This window comes from Pseudanabaena cinerea FACHB-1277, assembly GCF_014696345.1.
Taxonomy (GTDB): domain Bacteria; phylum Cyanobacteriota; class Cyanobacteriia; order Pseudanabaenales; family Pseudanabaenaceae; genus Pseudanabaena; species Pseudanabaena cinerea.
This window is the reverse complement of record NZ_JACJPY010000031.1, coordinates 1-23,190: the sequence shown is the minus strand read 5'-3', so window position 1 is coordinate 23,190 and position 23,190 is coordinate 1. Positions and strand designations below refer to the sequence as shown.

Below are 23,190 nucleotides of genomic sequence, written 5' to 3'. Positions count from 1 at the left end.
AAAGCATCACTTTCAAAGGATTTTGGATTTGAGCGCAAAGCGACTATTGCAAAGGCAAATAATATTCAGTGCGTAATCTCTGCAATTGCGTATCGGTGTAATAAAAATTGAGAATGCGATCGTAAGACCACCCCAGCTTGGCAAGGTTATAGGAACCCGTTTGGCTCATGCCCACGCCATGCCCTAAGCCACCGCCGATAAAGGCATAGCCGCTTAAGACCTGATTTCCCCCTTGATTCTCATAGATAGGCTCTAGCCTAAAAAAAGTACTGTCGGGCGGATCGAAGGCATCGATGATTTCATCTTTATGCACTAAAATTCTGCCCGTATCGGTAGTTACCTGTAGCTCTAGCACTCGCCCCGAAGTGGCGCGTTTAGTGACTTGCAAGTTTTTGATCGCGTTAAAATTAGTGGTGTTATCGCCTGAAAATCTCAAAAATTTCTTGAGTGAAGCCTGTAATTCCGCTAATGTGCCTTCTCGCCGCCAGCGCAAATTTCGCCAACCATCTTCATTAAAGCCCTGCTGCCGAGCTAAAAATGCCTTTAGATTTTTATCATTAGAAATGTCTAGCGATCGCTGGTTGCCACGGTTTACTATATCAACGACCGATTGCAAATAGGGGCGCGGCGTACCATCCCATAGATCGTTATAGTTGGCAGTAATGCCGCCTGTGGTGGAAGAATACAGGGCATCAATCACGCGATTGTTGTGGGTGAGGACTAGCCCTCTAGTATCAGCGATCGCCCGATCTGCCGTCTCAGTTGTATCCTCTAGACCGCGATAGACTTGGCATTGGGTATCGGCGCAAAGTTCATAATCATCGACCTTAAAACGGTGGGCACTGGCTAATACATAGGTACGCGCCAAAATTGCCTGAGCCTGCACTGCCGCATAGGGTGCGTTATAACCAATTTCATGGGGAACCACACCCCGCACATAGGTTTCAAGGGGGACATTATTAACAAGGGTAAAGCTTTGATGGGCGTTGGGTTGTAGCCTTAATGTGCCAGCATAGGGACGATTGGTAATTTCTGACTTATTTTCCTTTTGATAGCTCACCTCAATTACGCCCGTACTGCTGCTGATGTCAGCCCGATCGCGGTTATAGCGAAAACCACCCATAATTAAGGAGGGCATCGGCTTTTGGCTAATGATACGGCGATCCATTTGCACCGTAAATTTCCCCTGCGATCGCAGCGAATAGAATAATAAATAGCGCAGCAAGATCAACCCATAGGTATCGCGCTTTGCCCATACCTGCCAACGCCTTGGTTGAGCAATTTCCGTTTCAATGCCCTGCTCTCGCCAATGGAAGGCACTCGCCGCCGCATTCTCAAAACTGCGATGATTACTTAATACAATTTTTTCATCTAAGATCGGCAAGGCTAAAGGTTGCGAAGAGATCTCCACCTCTAGGCGATCGCTGGTCACAGTTTGGGTTTTGCCATCAGCCGTGGGGATTGTCACCGCGAGACTACCGCCACCCGCCGCCTTGAGCGTCAGCCGATCCTGACTCCTTTCACCAAAGCGCTGCACAATGCCAATCTTGAGTAACGGGTTTGTTTCGCTTTGTGCCTGCACTGCTTCAGCCGTCACCATTGTTAATGTGCAGGTAAATGTGTAGGCAGTCACAACCAGCGATCGCTGGCAGGTTTGCCCGAAAGTTTGCCCGAAAGTCTGGCGCAGGGTTTGGCAGATAATAGCGAAAGTCACTTGCATAAGTCCCATAGATCTGCCGTGCATTATAGCTTACGCAAAATTTAAAAAGCGCCGCTTTGCGGCGCTTTTTAAATTTTTCATAGATACTTGTGGATCGCCAGACTGCTATAATGGCGGGCTAGTACTGATATAGCGCTTGGCGCTTTTCTCAACCACCAGAAATTACAGAATATAGTTAATCCAACTCAAGAAAGATAGATCATGGCAGAGGTTACTTTTTTTAACGCACTCAGAGAAGCGATCGATGAGGAAATGGAGCGCGATCCAGCCGTTTATGTTTTAGGCGAAGACGTGGGGCATTATGGCGGCTCCTACAAAGTAACCAAAGACCTTTACAAAAAATATGGTGATTTGCGCTTGCTAGACACCCCAATCGCTGAAAACAGCTTTACAGGGATGGCGATCGGCTCAGCAATGACAGGACTGCGCCCAATCATCGAAGGCATGAACATGGGCTTTTTGTTATTAGCCTTTAACCAAATTTCTAATAATGCAGGGATGTTGCGCTATACCTCTGGCGGCAACTTTAAAATCCCCATCGTCATTCGTGGACCTGGTGGCGTGGGTCGCAACCTCGGAGCCGAACATTCCCAGCGTCTCGAAACCTACTTCCAAGCTGTGCCAGGCATCAAGATGGTGGCTTGCTCCACCCCTTACAATGCCAAAGGTTTGCTAAAGTCTGCAATCCGTAACGATAATCCGATTATTTTCTTTGAGCACGTCTTGCTATACAACCTCAAGGAAGATATTCCCGATGAAGAATATTTACTGCCCCTAGACAAAGCCGAAATCGTGCGGGAAGGCAGCGATGTGACGATCCTCACCTATTCGAGAATGCGCTATCACGTTCTCAAGGCTGTGGATACTTTAGTGGATAAAGGCTATGACCCTGAAGTGATTGATCTCATTTCCCTTAAGCCTTTAGATATGGAAACGATCGCCACATCCTTGCGAAAAACCCACCGCATCATCATTGTCGAAGAAGGTATGCGTTGCGCCAGCATCGGCTCCGAGATTATTGCCTCCGTCAATGATAACTATTTTGATGAGCTTGATGCTCCCATTGTGCGCTTAGCGGCGCTCGATGTGCCAACCCCTTACAATGGCACACTGGAAAATCTCACTATTCCCCAACCCGAAGATGTGGTTGCGGCGGTTGAGGAGCTTTTGGCTTAATTTACTTCTTGAAAAGGCTACTTTGGCTAAGTTTCAAGGTTCAGATCCCCCTCAATCCCCCTTTACAAGGGGGATTGAGGGGGATCTTGAGAATTTTTCTTCCTCCCCTTTCACAAGGGGCTGAATCCCTTTGCCTGTGCAAGTTGTTTTGACAAGATGCCTTCATCTAGTCAGCCGTCATTCAAGCGGCAACACTTTTTGGGGTAGCACTTTTCTGAGTAGAGCTATTTTGTGCGGCAGTCTTTTGAGTTTGTAAAATCATTTGACTAGGCACAGAAATCCAAACTTGAAATTTATTAGCATCAGGGGTAATTACTACACCCAATCCTAAATCGAGATCGCCACGACAAGCGCCGATCGCTTGCTCCAAAGTTTCATAACAGCGATCGGCGACAAAGGTTTTGTTTAAAAATACAATTCCTTTCTCACGTCCCACGGGTGTAATCACTTCAATGGCTTGAGTTTCATTTACAGAGTCGAGGATCATGGTCTTAGTTTATTAAAAAAGTTATTAGAATTTTTTATTAGAAGTTTCTTTAAGGTTTTAAGGATTAGCAAATAGAAGCTTGTTAAAAGGATTTTATGAATGTATTTAGTTAAGCATGGTAGAGATTTCATACAAGTTTTAAAAGAAATTCTTAACAGATATTTTTAGCCCAGTTCAGTATCTCTTGCTTTCATCAAAAGCAATGCGATCGCTTCACGCATTAGTTGTGACCTTAGTATCAATAAAAAGTGATCGATATCACAGGTATGGAGACAGCCTGAGATCGATCTTTGTTTCATCCGCCTGCTAAAGTTTCTCCACATCCCCTAAACAGATTGCACCCATGGGCATCATCACCAAACGTTCATCCCAAAAAATCCGCGCTAACGAAATTCTGATCCGCCTAAAGCGCCTTTATCCTGACGCGACCTGCTCGCTAGATTATGAAACCCCAGTACAGCTTTTGGTGGCGGTGATTCTTTCGGCGCAATGCACAGACGAGCGGGTAAATATGGTCACGCCCAAGCTGTTTGCCCGTTTCCCTGACGCGATCGCCTTGGCAAATGCTGACTTGGACGAACTGATGGAACTAGTGCATTCCACGGGCTTTTATCGCAATAAATCTAAAAATATTCGTGCCGCTTGTGAAATGATCGTGCGCGAGTTTGATGGGGTAGTACCGAATACGATGGAGAGTTTGCTGCGGTTGCCAGGGGTGGCAAGGAAAACCGCCAATGTGGTCTTAGCCCATGCTTACGGCATTAATGCGGGGGTGACGGTGGATACCCATGTCAAGCGCTTAACTAAGCGATTAGGGCTGACCAAATTCGATGAACCCCTTAAGGTAGAACGGGATCTCATGTCCCTACTGCCCCAACCCGATTGGGAAAACTGGTCGATTCGGATTATTTATCATGGTCGGGCGGTCTGCAATGCCCGCAAACCTGCCTGCGATCGCTGTGAACTAGCGGATCTATGCCCTTCAGCACCAAAGGAGAGCTAGTCGCCAAAAATGGCTACGCCATTTTTGGCGACTAGTTAATATAGGGCGAAGCGCGATGAGTTGTGAAGTTTTCTAAAGATACCCATCTTTTATATCGTGACATCCGCGCTTATTCCCTAAAATGAAGACAAAATTCTCCCTGCAATTTTTAATTAATAAACACCTATGAAAGATTTCGTACAACCATTCAAGAATGATCCCCAACTAGGGAATCTATCTACTCCCGTCAGCGATTCTCCCTTAGTTCGTGCCTTTATTGGCAACCTGCCCGCCTATCGCCCTGGTCTATCCCCTAGCCGTCGCGGTCTCGAAATTGGCATGGCTCATGGTTACTTCATCTATGGACCTTTTGCTTTACTTGGTCCCCTCAGAAATACCGAGCTTTCTAGCCTTGCTGGACTGTTGGCAACCGTAGCATCGATCGTGTTGCTCACCCTTGGTCTGTCACTATATGGCGAAACTGCGACTAAGGTGATCTCTAGCTCGGCTGTAGAAGCTCCTGCCGAACTGGGTACTTCTTCGGGTTGGAGTGAATTTGCCAGCAGCTTTTTGATCGGTGGTGCTGGTGGTGCAGCTTTTGCCTATTTCCTCAACTACCTAGAGCCAATGCAAAAGTTCCTCGGTTTGCTCTGGTCTTAGGTTAATCCTGCCACAAGTTCGATCGCCTCAATCTTCATTATTTTATTCAAGGAAAATTAGAACCATGACTGGATACTACGCCCATTATTACGTCTCCTACATTTTCGTGCCTCTAGTTGGTGTAATTCTACCGATCGCCTCTATGGGTCTATTGCTCAACTACATCGAGAAATAATTAAAAAAGAGAACTTGCTTTGCAAGTTCTCTTTTTTGGGAAAAGCAAAGGGCGCGAAGCGCCCTTTGCTTTTTAATTGGCTCTATTGGGGCGAATCAAAACAATGGGGGTTTGCTCTGCCGCATTACCTGCGGGATTCATTACTAGGGCTTGATTTAATAACTTCTCGGACACGCCAGAAGTCGCTGCCAAAACCTTGACCCGACGCAGATCGTTTACATCCACGATCGCTGCTTCTAAGCCAGTACCAGCCTTAATTTCATCAACTACGGCTTGTGGATTTTTGGGGCCAAGGACGATGAATTGATCATAGGGCGGCAGAGTGCCTGTAACATCATCAATCAGCCGCGCCTGTTCACCCGCCAACATATAAAACACCCCTGGTTTTCGGAACAAAGCTTTGGCGATCGCCCCCGCAATAAAGGCAAATGCCACGCGCCAAGCCCCTGACTCATTGATCAAGGTTTGCAATCCGCAAGCAGTGGCAAGGCTAGAAGTACTTTGAAAGTAATAGCAGAGACGCTTTGCCAGCCAGCGCGGTTTAATGTCACTGGGATGATAAAAGTTGCCCTGCATAATTGCGATCGGCGTTTCGGCGATCGTCACGATGTCCCCCGCTTGGGCATGACCGATCACATAGCGCTGCATCACATCGACAGGGGTATCCCCTGCGGAGAGAATATGGGTACGAATGGGCAGTACATCAGCATCAGGGGTGGGTCGCCAGCGTTCCCGTTGTTCGCCATTGGGGAATTGCAAGGGAATAATGCAATGCTTGACCTTTTCCTCACGCCCCCCTGGACCATAAATTGTGTAATGTATCTTCACCCATGCAGTTTTGAGTTGGTCGAGATTTTTGCCTGTAATGTTTAGTTGGATCTCGGCTGATGTGCTTTTTTTAGGAGAAACAATATAGGACTCCCAATAGTTATCATGGCGACTAGTTATATTGGCGTGGCGCGATCGCAATTGGGTTTCGGAGTGGACATGATCAAGGCTATCACTCGACAGCAACGACACTTCAGGCTTCAATTCCACCAAAAAAACATCTAGATTACGGGTTTTATTGGTGGCGGTTAATATTAGCTCAATTTGATAATGCTCTGGCTCGTAGGTGAGAAATTGCCAAATGCCACTATCAAATTCTAATAAATTGCCCTGTCGGGTGCTGTATTGCCACTCAAATAGTAGCCATAGTAGCAAAACTAGTCCAGCGATCGCCAAGCCTAAACCAATCAAAATATTCATTGCCATTAATTCCTATTAATCCCTACTTTACTAATTCGTGAAAGTGTGGCAACACTTTTGTGAATTAACAACCAAACCGAATAATGGTTTTGCGATCAGTAAAATGGCTATGCCACTTTACTGATCGCGTACTTAATCTCTGCGAATCGACTGTTTAAGAGTTTTAGTAAATTCAGCGATCGCGTGCAGACCGCCATCGGGTTCCGCGAGGCGCTTCACCATCGCACTACCCACAATTGCCCCATCCGCATTCCAATCGATCACCTGCCTTGCTTGCTCAGGCTGCGAGATGCCAAAGCCCACCGCTATGGGTTTATCCGTGATTACCCGCAACTGCTCAATCATGGTTTTTACGCCCTTAGCCACCTCACTGCGGACACCAGTTACGCCCGTAGCGCTGACCACATAGATAAAGCCTTGAGACTGCGCGGCGATCGCCGCACAGCGTTCCATCGGACTCGTGGGCGCGATCAATAAAATCACTTCAATACCCACGGCTTTTGCAGGCTCTAATAAAACATGGGACTCCTCTAGGGGCAGATCTGGCACAACCAAACCGCGCACCCCTGCCTCATAGATCTTGCTTAAAAACGGTTCAACACCAATATTCAGAATTGGGTTGTAATAGGTAAATAGAATGATCGGCGATCGCAACTCAGGCGCAACTACTCTTACCAAGTCTAAAACCTGAGTAAGGGTCGTACCATTTTGCAAAGCCCTAGTCGCCGCAGCCTGAATCACAGGACCATCCGCTAAAGGGTCAGAGTAAGGCACACCCAACTCAATCAGATCCGCACCATTTTGATCCAATATCCGCAGCGCCTTCGCCGTCGTCTCTAAATTGGGATCACCAGCCGTAATAAAAGGAATCAGGGCGGATTGACCTCTGGCTCTTAACTCTTCAAAGCGTGCGGAAACGGATATCATGACTTAAAAATTTTCCAAAACAAAACGTAATCCCGTATTATAGTAACGCCTCATGGTTAATGTAGACTGACATAAAAACCGCAAGCTAAAACATTAGAGAATTAAGTTTCGTGATATATGGCGCAAATCTTTGGAGATTTTATAGAAGACTTTTCTGAAAGAAGTGAATTTCTGGTAATAGGATTTTCGCCTTCGTCAATGCCAATTCAGCAACGATGGAAAACCAATGGTCTTTCCGCCGACTTTCTAGGCGATTATGTCAAAAATTTCTTCCCAGGAGATACTAGTGCGGCGTTAAGCAAACAAACAGAAATCGCGGCGGCAGTTAGCTTTGTTGCCAATGAATTGCTGGAAAATGCAATGAAATATAGTGATATCAACGCAGGTCTACCGATCAACCTTGAAGTACATTTATTTAGCGATCGCCTGATATTTGTATCTAAAAACAGTCTATACCCAGAAACCATCCCTGAATTTCAGTTATATATTCAAAAAATAATGACTGGTGATATTGCGGAGATGTATGTTGAACAGATTGAGAAAAGTAGTGCTAGTGAGGATACAGGTAAGTCGGGGCTTGGCTATTTAACTATGCTAATGGACTATGAAGCTCTGCTAGGATGGCAATTTACAACATCACCCAATTTGCTTAAACCGCTTGTAGATCAAGAACCTCAAGAGCAGGATGTAGTAACAGTTGTAACAACAATGGTACAGTTACCTCTTTAAACAAATTTGGACTACAGCGCTCATGCTGATTTAAAAAACTAGCAGCATTTTTGCTTGTCAGCGCTAAGTATCGATAAGCAAAAATGTTTATGTACCACTCAAAGCCTCAATTAGCCAAAATCATCAATAAACGTCAATTAGGAGCAATCAATTTATGGAAGTGAAGGGTGATGAATATCGGGTTTGGTATGAACCCTCAAGTTCAATTGTTTATTGCCAAGGTTCGTTAAGACTAGCAGGCATGGAAGAATACGCGCCAATTGTAGGTATGTTAGATAATATTATCCAAGAAAATCCCAAACAACTTACATTAAATCTATGCGAACTAGAGTTCTTGAATAGTTCTGGTATTAATGTATTGTCAAAATTTGTGATTAAGGTCAGACAAAAAGAATCGATTAAGATCATCGTTTGTGGTTCTGATGCTATACCTTGGCAGCGTAAATCACTGAAGAATTTACAGCGCTTAATGTCAAGCCTTGTCTTAGAATGGCAGAGTTAAAAATATTGAGGGAGCGGCAAAGCCACGCCCTCAATATTTTAATAGGTTATATTTTTTAGTCGATAGATCACTTCATTACGAATCACTTCTAATAATTGCTCAATTTCAGAACGTGAAACATGACCGATATCAATTTGTCGCCTAGCAACTTCTGACAAAAAATCTAATATTTGTTTGGGTAGCATTAGACTTAAACCATTTTTTAAATGGGTTTCTAATTTGCACACTCCTGTGACAATGGGGTAGCTACGATACTCTTCTAAACCGTCAACATACTGACCACCATTATCAAAATAGCTCAAGCGCACATGGCGATAGGTCGGCGGCTGCCCAGTATATCCCGATAGTTCTTGATTGATAAATTGGATTAGCGCTGTCAAATTATGAGCTTGGGCAAATAATAGACATTGTTCTAACGCTCTAGTTAGGGGTAGTTTTTCGATCGCAGCTTCTACCTCTAGACGCACCTCTAAAGCGACTAATAATTGTGAGACAGATGGCTCTTGACATGGTTCTAAGACTGACATGATGATTTATGGAAAGTGATTCCAATGCGGTTGTACTTCGATATGGTTTAAAATTGCAATTAAAGTTCATTCTTGCACAAAGTTCATGCTCACTTCCGATCGCAACGCTATAGACCAACAAAAGCAAGCATCATCCCAAGCTATGATCGAAATTGATGCTCCCAAACGGGGAATGCCCGTAACGATCATTACAGGTTTTTTGGGTAGCGGAAAAACTACTTTACTAAATCATATTTTACAAAATCAAAAAGAGCTAAAAGTGGCAGTTTTGGTCAATGAGTTTGGCGATATCAATATTGACAGCCAGTTGTTGGTTTCTATTGATGAAAATATGATGGAACTGACCAATGGCTGCATTTGCTGCACGATCAATGATGGCTTAGTTGATGCTGTTTACAACGTCCTTGAGCGGGGCGATCGCATTGACTATATGATTGTTGAGACAACGGGAGTCGCCGATCCTTTGCCGATCGCCCTCACTTTTTTGGGTACAGAATTACAACACCTTACCCGTCTTGATTCGATTTTGACGGTGGTGGATGCGGAGGCTTTTACCGAGGAGCATTTTAAAAGTGATGCCGCCTATGCCCAAGTTATGTATGGCGATATCATTATTCTCAATAAAACCGATCTTGCTACCGATGAAAAGCTCAAGGCTTTAGAGGATTACGTCAACAAAACTAAGACCAAGGCGAGAATCCTACGATCGCAGATGGGGGTTGTGCCTTTGCCGCTAATTTTGGATGTGGGGATCGATCAGTCAGCGATCGCGCAGGCAGCAAAACACGATGACCATGATGATCACGAACACGCGCATAATCACGATCATCACGATCATCACGATCACACGCATGATCACGATCATCACCACTCTCATCACCTAGATAATGATGGTTTTATCGCGATTTCCTTCCAAAGCGATCGCCCTTTTATTTTGGATAAGTTTCAAAATTTCCTTGATAAGCAACTGCCCATTGATGTATTTAGGGCTAAGGGCATTCTCAATTTTGTTGGCATTGATAATCGCTATGTGTTTCAACTCAGTGGTAAACGCTACGAACTCAAAACTGACGATCGCAATAAGCCCCTCAACAATCAGTTAGTAATGATCGGTCGCAACCTCGATCAGCAAGCCATTCTTGATAATCTCAATGAATGTCTTGTCTAAATAAAAAAGGTATCGCGTTGCGATACCTTTTTTTATTTCTAATTTTTATTTCTAATTTTTATTTCTAAACGTAAGCCGCAAGGCGATCGCATAATTTGTCTGCCTGAATGACACCCTCAACCCGATCAACGGGTTCGCCGTCTTTGAACAATACTAATGTGGGCAAGGCATAGACCCTAAATTGGGAGGCAAGGTCTGGATAATTATCCGTATTGATCTTGACGATTTGTACTTTGTCCTTCATCTCTTCGCTGACTCGATCCAAGATGCCTGTCATCAGTTGGCAAGGACCACACCAAGGCGCGTAAAAATCCACTAAAACGGGTAACTGAGATCCGCTTAATAGTTCATCGAAACTACCAAACTGCTTTTTGACTGACATGGGGCGATCGCTCCGCTAATTGGTTACTTAATGATAATTAGTTATAGATTATAGCGCTCGGCGATCGATGGCGTATATATCAGCTCCACAATCAAGTTGTGATATTTTACGCCGCAACTTGATTTCATCTATTTAACCAAACCTTAACTAGAGCTTATTGATATCTTATTCAGAAGCCTATGAACGACTCGTAAGATTGACTAGTTGCGAGTAAATACAAATAACATTCATGGCAATTACTCTAAATAAAGTTGGTAGTGCGACTAGCGCTACAGCTTCCGAAATACCAGCTTTTGATCCTGCTAGTAAACGCTTGTATGTCGTTGCCGCTAGTACTGTTGATATATACACAGTCGGCAATACAGGTACATTAACTAGTGTTGGACAACTAACGCCTGGATTTACACCTGTTTCTGGTACGGCTGCTCCTAACAGTGTTGCTGTTAAAAATGGGATCGTGGCAGTCGCTTACGAGGTCAAAGATACTGCAACAGGAACCCATCAGCGCGGTCGTGTCAGTTTCTTCAATGCTGCTGATGGCACATTTATCAATTCTGTCGAGGTTGGCTTCTTGCCCGATATGCTCACCTTTACCCCCGATGGTAAAAAGGTATTGGTGGCAAATGAAGGGGAGCCAAACGAAAATTATTCCGTTGATCCTGAAGGATCGGTAAGCATCATTGACCTCACCAATGGCGCGGCTACTGCCACAGTTCAGAATGCTAATTTCAATGCTTTTGATGCTCAATTGGCAACCCTTAGATCCCAAGGTTTGCGGGTAATTGGTAATACTTCGACTCTTTCTCAAGATGTCGAGCCTGAATACATTGCGATCGCCTCTGATGGTCTGACTGCCACGATCACTCTGCAAGAAGCGAATGCGATCGCATTTCTTGACATTGCCACAGCCACAATTACCAGCATCAAACCTCTAGGGTTAAAGGATCATAGTCTAGCTGGTAATGGCATTGATTCCAGCGATCAAGATGGCGGTCGAATCAACATTAAAAATGTGCCAGTCTTCGGAATGTATCAACCCGACGCGATCGCCAGCTTCACCGCCAATGGTCAAACCTACTACATCACCGCCAACGAAGGCGATTCCCGCGTTCGCCCAACGGCTAACAACGCTTTTGGAAATGAGGGCAGCATCTACACCGAAGAATCACGGGTTAGCGCTGCTACCTATGTACTCGATCCTGCCAAGTTCCCTAATGCTACTGACCTCAAAAGACCTGAAAACATTGGTCGCTTGACCGTTAGCAACAAAACAGGTGACACCGATGGCGATGGCGATTTTGACCAAATCCATGCTTTTGGAGCCAGATCCTTCACGATTTGGGATTCTAGTGGCACATTGGTCTATGACAGTGGCGATCAACTTGAGAAACTCACTGCTCAATTTAACCCCACAGGATTTAACTCTGATGGTGTACCCAATGCAGGTTTTGATACTCGCAGCGACAACAAAGGACCTGAACCAGAGGGTGTCACCGTTGGCACAATTGATGGACGCACCTATGCCTTTATCGGTCTAGAGCGCGTTGGCGATGTCATCGTTTATGACATTACCAATCCTGTTAGCCCCACCTTTGTGCAGTATGTCAATCCTGCCGAAGATCGCGGAGTTGAAGGACTAACTTTTGTCTCGGCTGCGGATAGCCCAACGGGTAAGTCCCTAGTGATCACTGCTAATGAAACTAGCAATACTGTGAGCGTATTTGAAGCGGCGGCGGCTCCAGCTACCACGGGCAACTTCACACTCCAAGTGCTGCATGGTTCTGACTTTGAAGGCGGCATTCCTGCGATTACCGATGCGATCGGCTTCTCGGCAGTAGTTAATAAACTCAAGGACGATGCGCGGTACAAAACCAATACGCTCATCCTATCCTCTGGTGACAACTACATTCCAGGACCATTTCTCAATGCTTCCAGCGATCGTAACCTTGATGGTGTTGGTGGACTGCCTGTAACCCCTACAGCCAATAACGCCCAGCCAGTGATCGGTCGTGGTGATATCGGCATTCTCAATGCGATCGGTATCCAAGCATCGGCATTAGGCAACCATGAGTTTGACCTTGGCGTAAGGCAAGTGCGCGATATCCTGCGTACAGGAAGCGGCAACCCTGGGACAAACTTCCCATACCTCAGCACCAACCTTGACTTTGCACCCGAAATCGCGGCTGGAAACCTAGGCTCAACCGACCTTGCCGCCAATCAAAATACCGACTTTGCCAGTACGATCAAGGGCAAAATTGCCAAGAGTACGGTGATTAACGTTGCGGGTATTGATGGACTTGTTGGTACTCCTGACGATCAAAGAATTGGCATTGTCGGTGCGACTACCCCCACCCTCGCCAATATTTCTTCAAGTGGCAGCACCATTGTCAAGCCGTCTAACCCCATTGACTATGACGCTTTAGCCGCCGAGATCCAAGCTTCTGTCGATATCCTCAAGGCGCAGGGCATTAACAAGATCATCTTGTTATCCCATATGCAGCAGTTAAACATCGAGCGCGATGAATTGGCAAAGCGTCTAAAGGATGTAGATATTATCATCGCGGGTGGTTCTCACACCTTGCTATCCGATGCCAATGATATCCTCAGAAATGGCGATAGCAGCAAGGGCGATTATCCCATTGTCAAGACTGGCGCTGATGGCAAGCCTGTATTGGTGGTCAATACTGACGCTAATTACAAGTATGTCGGGCGTTTGGTTACAGAATTTGATAATGATGGTGTAATTCAGGTTAACAAGCTGGACAGCGCTATCAACGGCGCATATGCCACCGATGATGCTGGAGTCGATCGCGTCTATGGCAGTGATGTTGATACTCGTGCCGTTGCCAATCAAAATGTAGTGGCGATCGCTGATGGCATCAAAGCTGTCATTTCTGATAAGGACAACTTGATCGTTGGTAAGGCAACTGTATTCCTGAACGGTACTCGCGATGATGTCCGTACCCAAGAAACCAACTTTGGTAACTTGACCGCCGATGCCAATCTCTGGCTTGCCAAACAGATCGATCCCACTGTAGTGATCTCCCTCAAAAATGGCGGCGGCATTCGGGACAATATCGGCGTGATTCCCGCAGGTGCAGGTGCTACTGGTAAGGATGACATCGTTAAGCTGCCAACTCAGCCTAACCCCCTTGCTCCCAACAAAAAGGAAGGTGATATCTCACGTTTAGACATTGAGAACTCCCGCCGCTTTAACAATGACCTATCCTTGGTAACGGTCACAGCGCAGCAATTGCGCTGGATTATTGAACACGCAGTGGCGGCAACCGCCACGGGCGCAACCCCAGGACAGTTCCCTCAGATTGCGGGTCTAAACTTTAGCTTTGATCCCACCAAAACATCGATCCAATTCAACAGCACCACTGGTGAAGTAACCAGACAGGGCGAAAGGGTTCGCAATTTGGCTGTCGTCAATGAGGATGGCTCACTCCTAGATACCATCGTCAAAGATGGCGTGTTAGTTGGTGACATCAATCGCACCTTTAGAATGGTGACGCTGAATTTCTTGGCAGGTACAAGCACTACCGCCGCCCTCGGTGGTGATAGCTACCCCTTCCCCACCTTTGTTAAACAAAATCCAACTCTCGCTAATCGGGTTGACTTACGCGGCGAAAGCGTTGATGTCAACGGTAATGGCAAGGTTGATACCGCCCTCACTTTAGCGGCTGGCAAGTTTACCTTTGCCGCTCCTGGTACAGAACAGGATGCCTTTGCTGAATACCTTGGCGATCGCTTCAGCACCACTGCGTTTAGAGGTGTTGACGTTGGTGCTGATAAGGATACTCGCATTCAAAACCTCAGTCAGCGTCAAGACAGCATTTTCAGCAATATCCTCTCCACTGCCCCTGGTGTGGTTGGTATCTCTGCCATCAGTTCAATTCTGAATCTCTCATTCAATGTCACAACTATTAATGTCAATACCACTGTCAATGAATTGGTGGTCTATACCATTGATAACGATGACGATGGTGACGATGACGATGATGACGATGATGATGATAACGGATCGATCCAAGACTTGAAGAAGATTCTCGAAAGCGGTCGCGGTCGCGTAATCTCTTCAATTGTCAGCAATCGTCCCAATGGATTTGGCGGTGAATCGAAGATCCTTGACTTTAAGGGCAAATCTAAGCTCGCCTTTGCCATCATCAAAAATGGTACTGCCGATGACATTATTTCAGGACGCAGCAAAGAGGTTGTCTTCTCGACAAAAACCACGAGCGTAATTTCTAGCATCACCTCTACCAGCTTTAGCCTCAACTTTGAGGGCTTTGCCATTGGTGTTGCGACTACCACAGCAACAAAGGCGATCGGTACTGGCTTGCAAGACCGCACCGAAGGCGAAGTGTTAGACTTCCGTTCTCTGTCGGGCAACGTCAAGGTTGGCTTTAGCGTCAATCGTGAGGCAGCATTTAACAACTTTGTGGGCTTCTACAAGGTGGAAAATGAGAAAGGTGACATCAAGTTGGCAAATGGCTCGATCTTGAAAGCAGGTGATGCTGGTTATGCAAGGGCGGCGGTACAAAGTCGCATTAGCGGCATTGACCTAGCCGTAAGCAACCAAGGCTCAGCCAGCTTTGATGACAAGACCCTCACGGGCGGCAGCATCTTTGCTCCATTCATCATCAGCAATGGTACAGCCGATCAGTTCCTCAACGGTCAAGTAACTAGCGCTTACTTCGCCTATCTAGGAGCCAATTCTAGTAAGGTTGACCACATTCGCCTGTTGGGTGACAACACCTTCGGCTTTGAGGATCTCCCTGGTGGTGGCGACCTTGACTACAATGACATCATCGTTAAGGTAAAGGTTGGTTAATTTTGAGCGCTGTGCGCTAATCTAGAACCAAAAAAATTGAAAGCGGCGCTTTGCGCCGCTTTCAATTTTTCTGTAATAATTGAAGCCTCAATAGGCTGTATCTCAATGTCATTATTTTTATCAAAACTATTGCCAATTTTTGTCTATCCCCTTGGGCTGTCCAGCTTATTGATGGTGGTAGCGCTGATTGTATTGGCATGGAACAAAAAACGATCGCCAAAACCTAGCGCCGCTAAGCAAGCAATCACCTTGTATAGAAAAAAGCGGCTGGCGGTGATTTGCTTGAGTGTGGCATTAGGGATTTTGATCTTGAGCAGCAATAGTTTGGTTTCTAATTGGCTATTGCGATCGCTGGAGTGGCAATATTTACCCAGTGAAAATATCCCCCAAGCGGAAGCGATCGTGGTTTTGGGGGGTGGCACGCGCCCCCGCATCGCGCCGCGTCCTTGGTATGAGGTGAATGAAGCGGGCGATCGCGTTTTATATGGTTCATGGCTTTATAAACAGGGCAAAGCACCATTAATAATTGTGACGGGTGGGCGTGCCGATTGGTATGGGGAGGGTGGCAATCCCGAATCAGAGGATATGGCGGTGATCGCTCAGTTTGTAGGTGTGCCAGCGTCAGCGATCGTGCAGGAGCCAAATTCCTTTAATACCCGTGATAATGCTGTCAATACGCGCCAAATCTTAGTAAAACGGGGGATCAACAAAATATTACTGGTGACATCGGCGTTACATATGCCGCGATCAATGGAAATTTTTCGGAAGCTTGATATAGAAGCGATCGCGGCTCCCACGGACTTTTTGACAGTACAAAATAGTAATAGTAAGGGTTGGGGAATGTTATTAGACCTATTACCCAATGCTGATGCGCTTAAAAATACTACTAGCGCCATCAAAGAATATATCGGCTTATTTGTCAATCAGCTTGCGGACTAGGCTTAGTTGCTGGGTTTGAGTTAATTCACACCAAGGCATAAAATTTAGGCGGCGAGAATTGTATGGATATGTTAGCCTGCACAGGTTATTGATTCAAGTTAGGTACTTGTATATCCTGAGGCTCTCTGATTAAATAAGCCCTAGCAAGACTAAACCTTAAAAAACTTTTCAAATCAACCACCAATCATCAATTATGAGCAAGGGCAGAAGCAACAATAACTCCAATGCGATTTGGCTGGTGCTGGGGCTAGCGGTAGTTAGTACGGGGCTGGGGGCAGCGATCGCCTCGCGCATGGTTGCTTATCGTCCGTCTTCAGCGAGCATTGCCGCAAATGAGGAAACTCTCAAGAATTTTAATGCTGGTGTTGGCGATAGTCAGACTTTTTGTAATTACAACGCCCTTGAATCTGTGACTGCCTCGCTCTATCAAGTGAGGGCAATCAATGCGATCGCCAACGATCCATTGCCCACCCTATCGAGCTTAAGCAGCACCATTAATGCTGACCTAATCGCCACATTCAACCCTGCACCATTTCCCAAAATTAGCGATCGCGCCCGTGCCGCCAAGATTCCGATCATCATGTATCACGACATCACCACTAAAAAAGATGTGAGTTGGGATGTTACACCAGAGGAACTAGAGCGACATTTCCAAGCATTACAGGATGGCGGCTATACGCCAATTTCCATGGATCAGATGGTCAATCACTTACGCACAGGTGCAGCACTGCCCTCCAAGCCAGTGTTGTTAACCTTCGATGATAACTATGTCGGTCAATATAAATACGCTTTTCCTTTGCTCAAACAATATAACTATCCTGCGGTTTGGTCAGTGCATACGCGCTTTGTCGGTACTGGTGGTCAAAAGCCCAAGGCCACATGGGATCAACTACGAGAAATGCAAGCGAGTGGCTTAATTACAGTGGCTTCCCATACCGTTAATCATATAAATTTCAGGGATTTGAGTGATGCCCAGATCGACAAGGAATTAACGGAGTCGAAAAAAGTACTGGAAAAGGAACTCAAGGTGGCGATCGACTATTTCACCTATCCCGAAGGTGACTTTACCGATAGCGCTAGGGAAAAGATTCAAAAGGCGGGTTATAAGGCGGCGCTGACCATGAGCCTTGACCCATCCGCAGAAAAGACCGCCAATGATTCCGAAGATTTAATGACAATTATGCGCTTTGGACAGTCCCGATTTGATGAGGCGATTCAGCTTGCTTCTAACGGCAAGGCCGCTAGTACTGACCTGTTTATGCCAATGGTGAGCAATGACGGAATTGACTTTACTACCCCCGTGGAAAAGCGCAAAGTCACCGTTGATGGCTTACCGCTCACACTTGTGCATGGTGGTCGCGTTGTCACTACCCATGCCGATAGTCGCTATCAGGTTGCTGAAATCATGACCATGACTCCCAACGCGATCGCCGCCGTTGATGGGACGTTCTTCTCCCTAGAGCATCTAGACAGCAATAAGATGATTGGACCTGTGCTGAGTCAGTTTTCTAGTAAGGCAGGGGTTTTCATCAATGGCAATAAGGGTGAAAATCCGCTTCTAAACGGTCGTCCATTGGTCTTAATCAGTCCTACCAATGTTAAATTTATTCCCTATAATGCCGCTAAGCATAATTCTCTAGAAGCAATTAGGGCAGAACTGGCGGATGTGACCGATGCCTTTGTGGGGGCAGGATGGCTAGTGCGCGATGGCAAGCCACAACCCGCCGAGTCCTTTGGTAAGCTCTATGGCTACGATGCCCATCGCGATCGCGCCTTTTGGGGCATCGATCGCGCAGGTCGTCCCGTTGTGGGCGTGACCATGGAAATGATTGATTCCGTTGGTTTGGGCAAAATATTAGCCAAGGCTGGTTTGCGCGATGTGGTGATGCTGGACTCTGGCGCAAGCGCTGCCCTCGCCTATCGCGGTAAGTCGGTAATGGCATATGAGCCACGTCCAGTGCCGCATATTGTGGCTCTGCTGCCGCCCGATCCCGCCCCTACTGCCACTACCGAAAAGCCCAATTGTCCAGTTAGTCTCAAATAAACACCACAAATAAACACCAAGGGGCAGTGCTTTGCACTGCCCCTTATTTTATAAGATTTTATAAGAAACTCACGAAAACTATTGTGATTCTGCGCCGCTAACTTGAGAATGTGGGAAGCATGGCGATCACTTGTTGGCTAGAAATATGAGCAATGGGCAAGCTATCTACACCCATCGCCACACAAAGCAATGCTAAATATAAAATCGAATATTTAAACACAGAACGCGCAACTTGGCGATCGCTTGGCTCTTTGAGCAATTGCAGCGCTTTGTAAATAAAGGCAACCCCAAGGGCAATCGCCGACAAACCATAGACTAGACCCATCACATTGCAAGGAAAAACTAAAAGCAATGAGACAGGAACCATTAGTAATGTATATAGCAAGATCTGATGGGCAGTTGCCTCAACCCCCTTAACCACAGGCAACATCGGCACACCAACCTTGGCATATTCGTCACGAATCATGAGCGCTAAAGCCCAAAAATGTGGTGGTGTCCACACAAAAATAATTGCAAACAAGACCCAAGCTGACCAACTGAGATCGCCCGTCACGGCTGCCCAACCCACTAACGGCGGAATCGCCCCTGCTGCACCACCAATCACAATATTTTGGGTGCTAGAACGCTTTAGCCAAATGGTGTACACACCCACATAGGTGGCAATCCCTGACATGGCGAGGCAAGCAGCTAACAGGTTGGCATAGAGCGCTAACATCGCGAAAGAGATACAGGCTAAAGCGATCGCAAAAATTAGAGCATTGATGGGCTGAATCCTACCCGATGGGAGAGGTCTCCAGCTAGTGCGCTCCATTTTTGCATCAATATCGCGATCATATAAACAATTGATGGTATTTGCCGAAGCCGCCGCGATCGCCCCACCAGTCACTGTGACCAGCATCAAAAATAAATCCACATTGCCCGCAGAAGCGATCCACATCGCCCCTGCGGTGGTGATCAGTAGCAAAGTAATAATACGGGGCTTGGTGAGTTCAGTATAGTCTTGGACGATTTCACGCCAGCCACGTGAGCTTGGCAAATTGCTGGATATGGGGTGAGATGTTTTTGGCAATAAATCTTGGGTTAGATCTGGGGTGAGATCCTGCGTTAGATTCTCATAGATTGCAGTTTCTGGCATTAAGCTTAACTCCTAAAATATTTCGCAGATCTAGCGAATTGAGGTCTGGACAGGTTCGGATAATGTAGTTTGAGGGCGTAGCGATCGCCATGCTAACACTGCAAAACAAACCAAGGTGCCTAGTAGGGCTGAGCCTGTGGCTTGATGGGCAACGGTAAGGGGTTCAACCTGCAAATGCAACTTGTAAGTGGCATAGCCAATCGCCACCTGCACCAATACCAACAGCCCCACAAGGGAGGCGACATTTCTAAGAATGGGCGCATTTAGAGCGATCTCCCGATTGCGCCAAGTCATCACTACAACAGCAAGACTAGCGATCGTGGCAGGAGCCACACCGATCAAATGTACGTTCAGGACAATACACATATCTTGAGTGGCAAAACATTGATGCAGCGCCCATTGTGAAGCAACTAACGCCCCCAGAATACTTTGTAAATACACTAAGGCAGCCGCAACAATGCCAACCCAAGCCAATTTCTGCGTTCCTTGATTAGCAAATTGATTAGCAAATTGATTAGGAGGGATTTGATGCTCTCTCAATCCCATCGCGATCGCCAATAAACTCGAAAAGAATAATAAACCCGTCCCCAAATGGGCAGTCACAATGTCAAAGCGTAGCAGTTGAGTAACCGTTAAGCCGCCTAAGATTCCCTGAAAGATGACCAGAGACAGAGATCCTAGAGCCGCCCAAGGTGTCCACTTAGGTAAACCCTTGCGAAAGAACCAACTTGCACCAGCTAGAACAATAGTTGCAAAACCAACACTGGAGGCGACAAGACGATGAAACCACTCTAAAAATACCTGTAGGTTCATCTGCTCGGCGGGTAAAACCGTGCCATAGCACAGAGGCCAGTCAGGGCAGGCTAACCCAGCATTCATCACGCGGGTAGCACTACCGATCGCCATCACCATCCAAGTTGCGATCGCGATCCCGAAGGCAATACGGCGAATTAGGACAACTGACTCCATAGATTTATCAGTAGATTGAGCTGATTGGGAATCTAGGGTTAAAAAGTCAGCCGATTCAGTTGATTTATGGAATAAAGATTCAGTCATGGACAGGTATGCAGATGCTTTGGTAGAAAAATCTTGGTGATAGGTGGCGCTCAAATGCGCTTAACAAGTGCGCTTAACAAGTGCGCTTAACAAATTCGCTTAAACTGATGACTCGATTGAGGATTCACTATATATAGTTGCTACTTTAATTAGTGACTATATTAAGAGCAGTTCTCGAAATGGCGGGGGGATTTAACAATTTCTTTGCGTTGGTAGGTATTTGCACTGATTTGGGAGACGGTGCGATCGAACTTAAATTCTCTATAGCGGGGGCAGGATTCCCACTTTGAGGGAGATTTGCCAGTCAATCAGCCCTACTTGTAGCGGGTTTGAGCAATTGCTGCTATGAGGTTAAAGATGTGACATATTAGAATGCAACAGCCCTAGTAAACTATCACAGCGCAAAGTGCTGTAATGTTATACTGACCTCAAATTTACGGGTGTCGCCATGATCCAAGCACCAATTCGCTCGGTTATCTCTAGCGAAAAACAACCAGATCAAGATCAACATCTCATTTGTTCTGGCATTAGTTGGGAACAATTTAAGCTAATCCGAACAGGTTTCGCCAATTCCAAGGGAGTGCGCTTTTTTTATTATGAAGAAACCATTGAAATAATCATGCCAAGTCGCGCCCACGAATTCAATAAGACAATCATTGGATTTTTGATAGAACTATTTTGCCTAGAAAGCAATATTGAATTTGAGCCAAGAGGCTCCATGACTCAACAACGAGAAGGGGAAGTATCAATTGAACCAGATGAATCCTATTGTTTTGGAACATCAAAACCGATACCTGATTTAGCGATCGAAGTTATTTTTACTAGTGGAGGTCTCAAAAAATTACAACGTTATCAAGCTTTAGCGATTCCTGAAGTATGGTTTTGGCAAGATGGCATATTTAGTCTTTACCATTTACGCGAAGATGCTTATGAAGCGATCGCTTCAAGTGAAATTCTCCAACTAAAAGATTTAGATATTGATTTACTGACTCGTTGTGTGTTAATCGCCCAAACTTCAAGACTAGAAGCGGCTAACACTTTTCGGAATGGGCTTAAAAAATTACCTTGAAAAAATATGACGACATATTTGTATGAGTATTAATCCAGAGCTATTTCCAGTTATATCACCTGTTGCTGCTCATACAGCGCGATCGCAAATTAGTGTAATTATTCCAACATACAATCGTGTAGATTATCTTAGTAATTGCTTAAATAGCGTATTGTCTCAGGCTTTGCCAAAGGAGCAAATGCAGATCATCGTAGTTGATGACTGTAGCTCATTGAATAAGCAAATGGACATTCAATCAATTATTGAGAAAGTTGGGGATGGCAGAATTGAGTTTTATCGAAATTCGCAAAACTTAGGTAACGCTGCGACCTTTAATGTCGGAATTAATCTAGCACATGGTGAATGGATTCATATACTTCATGATGATGATTGGGTACTGCCGCAATTTTATTCCACCATTCAAAAAATTATCGAAAGTCATTCCAATCAAGTAAATTTGTCCATTGAAGCTACTGAAATTGAAATTGGCGCGATTTTTTGTCGCTATGTTACGGCTGACTGTGACAATAATTGGCTAGGGATGTCTCAATTGCATTTGCACAAAGCAGGAATCTTACCAAATTGGCTCTATACGGTAGCGACCAATAACCCGATCGCCCCGCCTGCGGTCATCGTTAGGCGAAAAGCCTATGAGTATTTGGGAGGTTTTTACTGTGGATTTATTAGTTCCAATAGTGAAGATTGGGATATGTACAAGCGGATCGCCTCATTTTATGATTGGTGGTTTGAGCCGCAGGTCTTAGCCTGTTACCGTCAACATTCCCAGAGCATTACCAATCAAAATGCAAAGTTGGGATTGCGTACTGCCGATTTACGAACTAACATTGAAATTTCCTATGATTATTTGCCTCTAGATATCCGAGATGATTTGACTGCGATCGCCAAGCGTAACTATGCTTTATTGGCATTTAAAAGAGCATTGAGCTATTTTGAGGCTAATAATTTTGATGCAGGGTTAGTCGAAATCCGAGAAGGGCTTAAAACTTCTAGTGAACCATCAGTAGTAAATCTATTATTTAAAGAAGTTTTAATTCACGCGATCGCGGAACCTTTGCGAGCGGTCATAGCCGAATTGCTAATTGATCTAACCAGTTTGAATGATCTATAAATTAAATAATTTGTAAACAGATTTTATGAATAATTCGCAAAAATCAAAAGAGCTAATCAATGACTTTATTCAAAATTTACCCGATGCTCCTACGATAAATCCTAATGATAAATCATCTAAATTACTATTACATCAAGACTATTCTTATTTAGATAGCTATTTAAGTGATTTATTTGATAGCGATCCATTTCACGAAATATTGCAAGAGTGGATAGTTTCTGAGGGGGTGACAAAGACATCTAAAACGTAGCCGTGACAAGCTGCATAGCCCTCTTACCTCGTTGATAGTAGGTTAACTTATTGGGAGCTAGTTTCAATA

At 45.4% G+C, this 23,190-nt stretch carries 22 protein-coding genes; 14 read left to right on the top strand and 8 right to left on the bottom strand.

Annotation, left to right across the window (positions count from 1 at the left end):
* Nucleotides 1-43: 43 nt before the first annotated feature.
* On the bottom strand, nt 44-1,714 hold the full coding sequence (locus tag H6F44_RS11255; RefSeq protein ID WP_322096207.1) for a SpoIID/LytB domain-containing protein: 1,671 nt from the start codon (nt 1,712-1,714) through the stop codon (nt 44-46).
* A gap of 207 nt (nt 1,715-1,921) precedes the next feature.
* Between H6F44_RS11255 and H6F44_RS11250 the strand changes: the two genes are divergently transcribed.
* Complete coding sequence (locus tag H6F44_RS11250) at nt 1,922-2,896, top strand: alpha-ketoacid dehydrogenase subunit beta (RefSeq protein WP_190351054.1); 975 nt, start codon at nt 1,922-1,924, stop codon at nt 2,894-2,896.
* A 181-nt stretch (nt 2,897-3,077) separates the two neighbouring features.
* On the opposite strand, the gene H6F44_RS11245 is transcribed toward H6F44_RS11250, so the two are convergent.
* Nucleotides 3,078-3,383, bottom strand: a complete 306-nt coding sequence (locus H6F44_RS11245) for a hypothetical protein (RefSeq protein WP_190351053.1) — start codon at nt 3,381-3,383, stop codon at nt 3,078-3,080.
* A 343-nt stretch (nt 3,384-3,726) separates the two neighbouring features.
* Between H6F44_RS11245 and nth the strand changes: the two genes are divergently transcribed.
* From nth to H6F44_RS11230, 3 genes are all read left to right on the top strand, one after another.
* Nucleotides 3,727-4,386 (top strand): endonuclease III, encoded by a 660-nt coding sequence (gene nth / locus H6F44_RS11240; RefSeq protein ID WP_190351052.1) that lies wholly within the window; start codon nt 3,727-3,729, stop codon nt 4,384-4,386.
* Between the two features lie 165 nt (nt 4,387-4,551).
* Entirely contained in the window at nt 4,552-5,025 is a 474-nt protein-coding gene (locus tag H6F44_RS11235; RefSeq protein ID WP_190351051.1) for a photosystem I reaction center subunit XI, read from the top strand.
* 64 nt (nt 5,026-5,089) lie between these two features.
* Nucleotides 5,090-5,200, top strand: coding sequence for a photosystem I reaction center subunit VIII (locus H6F44_RS11230; protein ID WP_190351050.1), 111 nt, complete (start codon nt 5,090-5,092; stop codon nt 5,198-5,200).
* Nucleotides 5,201-5,272: 72 nt separating this feature from the next.
* Here H6F44_RS11230 and H6F44_RS11225 read toward each other — a convergent pair whose 3' ends face one another.
* Together H6F44_RS11225 and trpA are read right to left on the bottom strand one after the other, a co-directional pair.
* Entirely contained in the window at nt 5,273-6,448 is a 1,176-nt protein-coding gene (locus H6F44_RS11225; protein ID WP_190351049.1) for a F420-0:Gamma-glutamyl ligase, read from the bottom strand.
* A gap of 132 nt (nt 6,449-6,580) precedes the next feature.
* Nucleotides 6,581-7,375, bottom strand: coding sequence for a tryptophan synthase subunit alpha (gene trpA / locus H6F44_RS11220; protein ID WP_190351048.1), 795 nt, complete (start codon nt 7,373-7,375; stop codon nt 6,581-6,583).
* A 117-nt stretch (nt 7,376-7,492) separates the two neighbouring features.
* Between trpA and H6F44_RS11215 the strand changes: the two genes are divergently transcribed.
* Nucleotides 7,493-8,104 carry a slr1658 superfamily regulator gene (locus tag H6F44_RS11215; protein ID WP_190351047.1) on the top strand — a complete coding sequence of 204 codons (612 nt, stop codon included), beginning with the start codon at nt 7,493-7,495 and terminating at the stop codon, nt 8,102-8,104.
* 154 nt (nt 8,105-8,258) lie between these two features.
* The gene (locus H6F44_RS11210; protein ID WP_190351046.1) at nt 8,259-8,606 is read left to right on the top strand and encodes a slr1659 superfamily regulator; all 348 of its coding nucleotides are present in this window, start codon (nt 8,259-8,261) and stop codon (nt 8,604-8,606) included.
* 38 nt (nt 8,607-8,644) lie between these two features.
* On the opposite strand, the gene H6F44_RS11205 is transcribed toward H6F44_RS11210, so the two are convergent.
* Entirely contained in the window at nt 8,645-9,133 is a 489-nt protein-coding gene (locus H6F44_RS11205) for an AbiTii domain-containing protein (protein WP_190351045.1), read from the bottom strand.
* A 142-nt stretch (nt 9,134-9,275) separates the two neighbouring features.
* Here H6F44_RS11205 and H6F44_RS11200 point away from each other — a divergent pair, with 142 nt between their 5' ends.
* Complete coding sequence (locus H6F44_RS11200; protein WP_190351071.1) at nt 9,276-10,301, top strand: CobW family GTP-binding protein; 1,026 nt, start codon at nt 9,276-9,278, stop codon at nt 10,299-10,301.
* A 64-nt stretch (nt 10,302-10,365) separates the two neighbouring features.
* Here the strand turns inward: H6F44_RS11200 and trxA are convergent, their stop codons facing one another.
* A complete protein-coding gene (trxA, locus tag H6F44_RS11195; protein WP_190351044.1) occupies nt 10,366-10,683 on the bottom strand; it encodes a thioredoxin in 318 nt (105 codons plus the stop codon).
* Between the two features lie 229 nt (nt 10,684-10,912).
* On the opposite strand from trxA, the gene H6F44_RS11190 reads away from it, so the two are divergent.
* From H6F44_RS11190 to H6F44_RS11180, 3 genes are all read left to right on the top strand, one after another.
* Complete coding sequence (locus H6F44_RS11190; protein ID WP_190351043.1) at nt 10,913-15,520, top strand: choice-of-anchor I family protein; 4,608 nt, start codon at nt 10,913-10,915, stop codon at nt 15,518-15,520.
* Between the two features lie 105 nt (nt 15,521-15,625).
* Nucleotides 15,626-16,459: a YdcF family protein gene (locus H6F44_RS11185; RefSeq protein ID WP_190351042.1), complete on the top strand. Its 834-nt coding sequence runs from the start codon at nt 15,626-15,628 to the stop codon at nt 16,457-16,459.
* Nucleotides 16,460-16,652: 193 nt separating this feature from the next.
* On the top strand, nt 16,653-18,503 hold the full coding sequence (locus tag H6F44_RS11180) for a polysaccharide deacetylase family protein (protein ID WP_190351041.1): 1,851 nt from the start codon (nt 16,653-16,655) through the stop codon (nt 18,501-18,503).
* A 97-nt stretch (nt 18,504-18,600) separates the two neighbouring features.
* Here H6F44_RS11180 and H6F44_RS11175 read toward each other — a convergent pair whose 3' ends face one another.
* Both H6F44_RS11175 and H6F44_RS11170 read right to left on the bottom strand, forming a co-directional pair.
* A complete protein-coding gene (locus H6F44_RS11175; protein ID WP_190351040.1) occupies nt 18,601-19,638 on the bottom strand; it encodes a heme o synthase in 1,038 nt (345 codons plus the stop codon).
* A 30-nt stretch (nt 19,639-19,668) separates the two neighbouring features.
* On the bottom strand, nt 19,669-20,694 hold the full coding sequence (locus H6F44_RS11170) for a COX15/CtaA family protein (protein WP_190351039.1): 1,026 nt from the start codon (nt 20,692-20,694) through the stop codon (nt 19,669-19,671).
* A gap of 152 nt (nt 20,695-20,846) precedes the next feature.
* Between H6F44_RS11170 and H6F44_RS11165 the strand changes: the two genes are divergently transcribed.
* From H6F44_RS11165 to H6F44_RS11150, 4 genes are all read left to right on the top strand, one after another.
* Nucleotides 20,847-20,984: a hypothetical protein gene (locus tag H6F44_RS11165; protein WP_190351038.1), complete on the top strand. Its 138-nt coding sequence runs from the start codon at nt 20,847-20,849 to the stop codon at nt 20,982-20,984.
* A gap of 158 nt (nt 20,985-21,142) precedes the next feature.
* On the top strand, nt 21,143-21,763 hold the full coding sequence (locus H6F44_RS11160) for a Uma2 family endonuclease (protein ID WP_190351037.1): 621 nt from the start codon (nt 21,143-21,145) through the stop codon (nt 21,761-21,763).
* A gap of 22 nt (nt 21,764-21,785) precedes the next feature.
* Nucleotides 21,786-22,871 (top strand): glycosyltransferase family 2 protein, encoded by a 1,086-nt coding sequence (locus H6F44_RS11155; RefSeq protein ID WP_190351036.1) that lies wholly within the window; start codon nt 21,786-21,788, stop codon nt 22,869-22,871.
* Between the two features lie 25 nt (nt 22,872-22,896).
* Nucleotides 22,897-23,121 carry a hypothetical protein gene (locus H6F44_RS11150; RefSeq protein ID WP_190351035.1) on the top strand — a complete coding sequence of 75 codons (225 nt, stop codon included), beginning with the start codon at nt 22,897-22,899 and terminating at the stop codon, nt 23,119-23,121.
* Nucleotides 23,122-23,190: the final 69 nt, after the last annotated feature.